A 7,478-nucleotide genomic window follows, 5' to 3' on the forward strand; every position below is an offset into this window, starting at 1 on the left:
TGTCCTTGCCGTTGGAGACGGTGTCGAAGGGCTGGTCGAAGACGCGGCCTACGCCGCGATGCCGTTCTTGGAGACGCCGGCCGGGCGGGTCGTGCCGGGCTACAGCAATGGATAGTGTGTCAGACCAACTGGCTGACAACGATATTCCTGATCATGACTACATACTACGGACTATTCACTACTTGTTGTTATTGTAATTAGCGCTAGTTCCCAAACGTTATAGCATTTGGTGGGTTACAGCCCGAAAAAAATCAATGCTGCGCTTAACCCACCTTAGGAAACTATAAGATTATAGTAAGCATTCAGCTATCAGCATTCAGCTATCAGCATTCAGCTATCAGCATATGCGCTACGCGAACAGCTATTGAATAAAACAGGATTGTGATAATTTTTGATTCCCTATTCCCTATTCCCTATTCCCTATTCCCTGTTCCCTATTCCCTATTCCCTATTCCCTATTCCCTATTCCCTATTCCCTATTCCCTATTCCCTTTGCTATCATTTTTTGTAATAATCTTCACAGGCACTAAAAGCATGAAGATTAGGAGTTATTTGTGTATAATTTTTGGCCAGATCCACCCTATTTTTTGTTAATTTTTGGTTTGTTTGCTGGGATTACCTGTGGGCTAGCTTTTGAAGCTACACTCAAAGAAAAAGTACAGGAATGGTATAAGACCAAATCCAGTCAAACCCTGGCTGAAATTAAAGGAATCCAGTTACTTCTCCCATTTATGGGAATTGCTGTTGGGATTTGCCTGTTTCTAGCCTCTGGGTTAGGAATTTTTGCCTTGCCCTATTGGTTGTGTTACTCAATTTCCATACCTATGACCTTATTTATTAGTGGGCTAGTTTGGTCACAACTCGGTAACGTATTGATTCAGTTAGAGCGAGGTGGTTCCAAAGCTCTAGATTTAGATTCGTGGGAATAACTATAAACTGACTAATTTGTCATTAGTGATTGGGAGTTTTTTCCCATACTATCGGTCAGCTACTAGTGGGTAATCGGTAATCGGTAATCGGTAATCGGTAATCGGTAATTTGCCTTTTGCCCATTACCTACTCCCTACTCCCTACTCCCTACTCCCTACTCCCTACTCCCTAAAACTTAATAATCCTCATATTTACTATCCATTAAAAAATCCATAGAATAATGTTTAACATTACTAATACAAGCAACAGTAAGCCATTTATGATTAAATCATGACGACTTTCGTTGAGCTTTTTACCTAAAATTATGCTCCCGTGCTCAAGAAAGTATTTTTTCATAAACCCTGGAACTTTTTCATAGTATGGCTTGTACTTGAGCAGATTAATGATTAGCTGTATTAAGCCATAGGTAGTCAGAATAAATACGGTAATTCGGTATAAGGAATAGAGGTTAATCATGATGTATGACTTAGGATATATTTGACCAAAATAGCGAGAATGGCTGCTGCAATGCTGCCGATTAAACTGATTCTGACAATCCGATTGTACTTGCGGACTTCTATCTCCGCTATCTTTTCTGCCTGTCTTTCCATATAATTTTCTAGTTCCTGAGCTAGGGTGGAAACTACGGCAATGATCAAGGCTGCATCATCGGCTAATCCAACTACGGTAATTAGGTCTGGCACGGCATCAAAGGGGGATATTAAATAGATTAAGGCTGCGATCGCTAACGCTTTTCCCTTCCAAGCGGCATTAGGATCCCGGACCATTTTAGCTAAAGCTTGAATTTTCGGCCAAATTTCTTTAATTGCTCCCCGGTTCATCCGTTCTAAGTTCTTGTCAATTTTTTGGATGTCTTCTGGCTTGGTATTTTGGAGCAATTTGTGAAATATTTCTTTTATCCTCCCCCGGTTCATCTGATCCAGGCTCTGGTCAATTTTCTGGATGTCATTGGGGGAGATGTTTTTTTGTAATTTGTCCAGTAGTGTTCTAATCTTACCAGGGTTGCTTGGTGCTGAGTTTTCCGACCGTTGGGGGATGTCTTGTTCAGTGGTAGATTTTTTAAATTTGCTGAGTATCCCTCTAATCTTGCCTCTAACTTTGTCAGTATTGCTTGGTTCTGAGTTTTCGGACAGTTGGGGGATGTCTTGGTCAGTGGTAGATTTTTTAAATTTGCTGAGTATCCCTCTAATGTTACCTCTAACTTTGTCAGTATTGCTTGGTTCTGGATTGCTTACCGTTACTGAGGTGTCCTTAGGAGTTCCTGGTTTGGGTAATTTGCTCAGTAGTGACTGAATTCGCCCAGGGGGTTTTTGTTCTAAGGTCTGGTCGAGTTGTTCTAAGGTCTGGTCGAGGGAGTCGAGGGATTGGATATCCTCTGGTTTTTCCTCTGGTTTTTCCTGTTTTTGAAATCGCCGAAGTAGTCTTTCCCGTAAACCCATTACTATTAACCTTGTTATATCCGAGGATTTATCTGTTTTAGTTGTTATAGCAATTCTCTTTTCCATGAGGGACAAATGGATCCCCCTAAATCCCCCTTAAAAAGGGGGACTTTGAGCTTGATAAGCGTACCTCATAAATGCAATAAACACTATAACTAGTATAATGATATTTATGGTAAGCTTATTGCTAAATGGCTAGGGCGTGTCTTCAAACTCGGAGATACCCCATTATCCCCCTAAAAAAAGGGGGACGAGCGAGTATGGCTCCCCCTCGGAGATACCCCATTATCCCCCTAAAAAAAGGGGGACGAGCGAGTATGGCTCCCCCTCGGAGATACCCCATTATCCCCCTAAAAAAAGGGGGACGAGCGAGTATGGCTCCCCCTCGGAGATACCCCATTATCCCCCTAAAAAAAGGGGGACGAGCGAGTATGGCTCCCCCCTTATTAAGGGGGGCTGGGGGGGATCTAATATCTTGCGGAAAACTTTGAAAACACGCCCTAGTCCCCAGTTTTAGACCCATCTAGAATAACCAGCATGTTGTGCCATCAGGGTTTTGTGTTGGTTGTTCAGTTTGACTTTGGTCTTGAGAGCTTTGTACATGTTTAATGATCTTGTCACAGGTTTTCCGTTAACTATTACCAACTCCCCTAGTCTTTCCCGAGCCGCTAAAGTGAGCACCCAATCCTTTAATTCTAACCCACTGCGCCAGTGGTTAACTCGCTTTTCCCTATCCCTAGGCTTGAGTCTAGTATCTACATTCAGTGCAATTCCTGCCCTAGGAGCAGAGCGAATTACTTTCTTCGTTTCTCCCTTTGGACAATTTAATATTGGGATTGAAGACTTGGAAATTTTTGCTAAAGATGGCACAATGACCAGGCAATTTGCCTATTATGCCAACTTTGCTACACCAACACAATTAGCAGCACTGCGGATTCTACTAAATAGTCGATTTAATATTTCTCCCAGATATGTTTATTTGTTCACTCGCTTACCGGTGGGGAGAACCTTACTGCGCCGATTAGGGAATGTAATAAAAGCAGATTTTAATCGCAATGGTTTCTATCCCTTACGGGGTGCTTTAGTTTCGGCAGCCGCTGATCCAGAAGGCTTGAGCGTTATTAATGTATTGCGTAAGTTTTACCTAGAAACTATTTACCTGGATGTGGAACTAATTTCTGATGTTACTGATGAGCTATCAAGGCTATTTGTAGGAAATAATGTTGTCTTTAGTGCCATTCAAAATCAGGCACAACTACAGGGAGAAGGCTCAACATCGTTTGATTTTTCAGCACAATCAGATCTCAGTAATTCTGGAGGAATAGGTTGGCGTAAAGAAACCTTTGAAGTTTATAACTCTGAGCGTCAAGCTTCGTTTCCCGTTGATATTTATCTACCTAGGTCTTCAGACCAAGGAGCAATAAGAGGCTCGATTCCAACTCTGGTTATTTCCCATGGTTTGGCTTCTGACCGCAATACCTTTGCCTATCTAGCGCAACATTTAGCATCTTACGGTTTTGCGGTGGCGGTGCCGGAGCATATTGGTACTAGTTCCGAACGCATTAATCAAATCTTTGCTGGCTTCGCAACTCCCCTCAATCCTACTGCGATCATCCATCGTCCTTTGGATGTGAAGTATTTGTTAGATGAACTTTCGGCTAAAGCTAATTCTGACCCGAGTAAGTTTGGTAGGCTCAATCTAGAAGAGGTGGGAGTAATTGGTCAATCCTTCGGAGGCTATACTGTTCTTGCTCTAGGAGGAGCTAAGCTCAATTTTGAACAGCTTACTAGTGAGTGTGATGCTGCTCGACAGAACAATTTATCCTTAGATGTATCCCTGCTACTCCAGTGTCGAGGTACTCAACTACCCCCAGAAGACTATAATTTGGGAGACGAACGGGTAAAAGCGGTGATTGCTGTTAATCCGCTCAGCAACCCGATCTTTGGTGAAGCCGGGATGTCACAAATTCAGGTTCCGGTCATGATGGTCTCTAGTATCAGAGACATCTTTGCGCCACCTGTAGAACAACAAATTACCCCTTTCAGCTGGCTAACTACCCCAGAAAACTATCTAGTGGTGACAGAAGCAGGTACTCACTTTTCCTACCTGGGTGGGGAAGGAGAGGGTGTCTTACCGGTTCCACCTGAATTGATTGGGCCAGATCCTGCGATCGCTCGTCCTTACCTGATGGCACTTAGTACCGCTTTTTTCAAAACCTATATTGCTAAACAACCTGAATATGCTTCCTATCTCAGTGAGTCTTATGTGAAAGAGATTAGTCAAGACCCATTGAATCTGTTTCTGATCCAGTCTTTGCAGGAAAATCAACTCAAGTAGGAACTGTGTGTTACAAATTGGTGATTTTACTACAGAGAATGATAATTCACCAATGACCGTCCATCCTTACTCTCTCACCAAAGAGAATTCATAATGGAGTGACAAGTTTTTGGTCAGGATGAGCCATACTATGAAGGAAGCTACCAACCTCACACAACAAATCAAGGTTAAGGTAGAAGATGACCGTACAGGTATGTCGGTGGAAACCCTTAAGCGAGCCTTTGCTGATAATCTTTATTATATCCAGGGTAAAAATCAGTTTTTGGCTACACCCTACGATTACTATATGGCTCTGGCTTATACGGTAAGAGACCGGCTACTTCAGCGGTGGATTAAAACCTTAGAAACCTATACTAGAAAAAATGCTAAGACGGTATATTACCTGTCAGCAGAATTTTTGATGGGTCGCCAGCTCACTAATAACTTGCTCAACTTGGGAATATATGATCGGCTCAGCCAAGCTCTCCACGAATCTGGGCTGGAGCTAGATGACCTGAAAATCCTGGAAGCTGAGCCTGGTCTAGGGAATGGCGGTTTAGGACGCTTGGCTGCTTGTTTCCTGGACTCCCTGGCAACTTTAGAAATTCCTGCTGTTGGGTACGGCATCCGTTATGAATTCGGTATCTTTGACCAGCGGATCATTGACGGTGCTCAAGTTGAACGTCCTGACAAATGGCTACGCTTCGGCAACCCTTGGGAAATCCGACGCCCAGAATTAACGGTTGAGGTTAATTTCGGGGGTAAGACAGAATCCTACAAGGATGATGAAGGGCGCTATCGGGTGCGTTGGGTTCCGGAGTGGCAGGTTTTGGGTACTCCCTACGATATACCAGTGCCTGGTTACAAGAAAAATACGGTCAATACCCTGCGTTTGTGGCGTGCTGGTGCCAGTGAGGAATTTGATTTTGAGGTGTTCGACAGCGGTGACTATGCTGGCTCTGTGACTGAAAAGATCTATTCCGAGAATATCTCGAAAGTTCTCTATCCCAATGATAACACTTCCCAAGGGAAGCAACTACGGCTAGAGCAGCAGTATTTCTTTGTTAGCTGTTCTCTTCAGGATATTATTAATAATTACCGACGAACTAATAGCAATTTTGACCTGTTCCATGAAAAAATTGCGATTCAGCTAAATGATACTCACCCATCGATTGGGGTGGCGGAGCTGATGCGGTTGTTCTTGGATAAGTACAAATTGAGCTGGAATCGAGCTTGGTATATCACTAGGAACACCTTTGGTTATACTAATCATACTTTGCTAGCAGAGGCTTTGGAACGCTGGCCAGTTAGCCTATTTGAGAAACTATTACCGAGGCATATAGAAATTATCTATGAAATCAACCGTCGCTTCTTGGATCATGTGCGTGCCAAGTATCCAGGTGATAATGACCGGCTCAGACGAATGTCCTTGATTGAAGAAGGACCTGATAAGTCTGTGCGGATGGCTCATTTAGCCTGCGTAGGTAGCCATGCTATTAATGGGGTGGCAGTACTGCACACGGAATTGCTGAAGAAGGATGTGCTCCGAGATTTCTATGAATTGTGGCCAAATAAATTTATTAATATGACCAATGGGGTCACACCCCGTCGGTGGCTATTGCTGAGTAATCCTCAATTGTCGGAACTGATTACTGAGAAAATTGGAGAGGGTTGGGTTACTAATCTAGACCAGTTCAAACAGTTAGAGCAGTTTGTTAATGATGCTGAGTTTTGCGATCGCTGGCGCAAGATTAAGCAGCTGCACAAGCAAAACCTCGCGGATTATATTCTGCTGCACAACAGTATTAAGGTTGATCCTAATTCCCTGTTTGATGTCCAAGTCAAGCGGATTCACGAGTACAAGCGTCAGTTGCTGAATGTACTCCATATCATTACTCTCTACAACCAGATCAAGGAAAATCCCTCTATCGATATCTTGCCCCGAACCTTTATTTTCGCTGGCAAAGCAGCACCGGGTTACTACATGGCTAAACTGGTGATTAAGTTGATTAACTCAGTAGCAGAGGTGATCAATGATGACCCTGATGTAAGCGATCGCATCAAGGTAGTTTTCTTAGAAGGCTTTTCGGTTTCCCTCGGAGAGCAGGTTTACCCAGCAGCCGACCTTTCAGAGCAAATCTCCACTGCTGGCAAGGAAGCCTCTGGAACTGGCAATATGAAATTTGCCATGAATGGAGCGTTAACGATTGGTACCTTGGATGGTGCTAATATTGAAATCCGAGAAGAAGCAGGAGCAGACAACTTCTTCCTGTTTGGTTTAACTACTGAGGAAGTATACGCTCTCAAGGCTGAGGGATATAACCCGCAAGAATACTATAACAACAATGAAGAGCTCAAGCAGGTAATCGATCAGATTGGCTCTAGGTACTTCTATCCCCGTAATCCTAACCTGTTTAAGCCAATTGTGGATTCCCTACTGTACGGCGATGAGTACCTGCTTTTGGCAGACTACCAGTCCTATGTGAATACCCAGAAGCAAGTAAGCCAAGCCTATCGGGATCAGCATCACTGGACTCGGATGTCGATTATTAATGCGGCGAATATGGGCAAATTCTCTTCAGACCGCACGATTCGGGAGTATGGTCAGAACATCTGGAATGTTGAGCCGATTTCCGTTGACCTAGACGAGTACGACCAGGACTCTGCTGGGTTGAAGCGAATAAGTGAACTACCTTAATTAGGGAGTCGGGAGGTGTGGGGAGATGGGGAGATGGGGAGATGGGGAGATGGGGTGATGGGGAGATGGGGTGATGGGGTGATGGGGTGATGGG

Annotated in this window: 4 protein-coding genes and 1 pseudogene; 3 read left to right on the top strand and 2 right to left on the bottom strand. The window is 43.8% G+C overall.

Going from position 1 to position 7,478, the window contains the following annotated elements:
• Positions 1–554 precede the first annotated feature (554 nt).
• A complete protein-coding gene (locus tag F6J94_RS26655) occupies positions 555–929 on the top strand; it encodes a hypothetical protein (protein WP_293045768.1) in 375 nt (124 codons plus the stop codon).
• 453 nt (positions 930–1,382) lie between these two features.
• Here the strand turns inward: F6J94_RS26655 and F6J94_RS26660 are convergent, their stop codons facing one another.
• Together F6J94_RS26660 and F6J94_RS26665 are read right to left on the bottom strand one after the other, a co-directional pair.
• On the bottom strand, positions 1,383–2,369 hold the full coding sequence (locus F6J94_RS26660; RefSeq protein WP_293045771.1) for a YkvA family protein: 987 nt from the start codon (positions 2,367–2,369) through the stop codon (positions 1,383–1,385).
• A 516-nt stretch (positions 2,370–2,885) separates the two neighbouring features.
• A pseudogene (locus F6J94_RS26665) lies at positions 2,886–2,972 on the bottom strand (helix-turn-helix domain-containing protein); the annotation flags it as partial.
• Here F6J94_RS26665 and F6J94_RS26670 point away from each other — a divergent pair.
• Together F6J94_RS26670 and F6J94_RS26675 are read left to right on the top strand one after the other, a co-directional pair.
• Entirely contained in the window at positions 2,971–4,707 is a 1,737-nt protein-coding gene (locus tag F6J94_RS26670) for an alpha/beta hydrolase (RefSeq protein ID WP_293045774.1), read from the top strand. The pseudogene F6J94_RS26665 and the gene F6J94_RS26670 overlap by 2 nt on opposite strands.
• 130 nt (positions 4,708–4,837) lie before the next feature.
• Entirely contained in the window at positions 4,838–7,384 is a 2,547-nt protein-coding gene (locus tag F6J94_RS26675; protein WP_293045777.1) for a glycogen/starch/alpha-glucan phosphorylase, read from the top strand.
• The last annotated feature ends 94 nt before the right edge of the window (positions 7,385–7,478 follow it).

It is taken from the genome of Moorena sp. SIO1F2 (genome assembly GCF_010672755.1).
In the GTDB taxonomy this organism is placed as follows: domain Bacteria; phylum Cyanobacteriota; class Cyanobacteriia; order Cyanobacteriales; family Coleofasciculaceae; genus Moorena.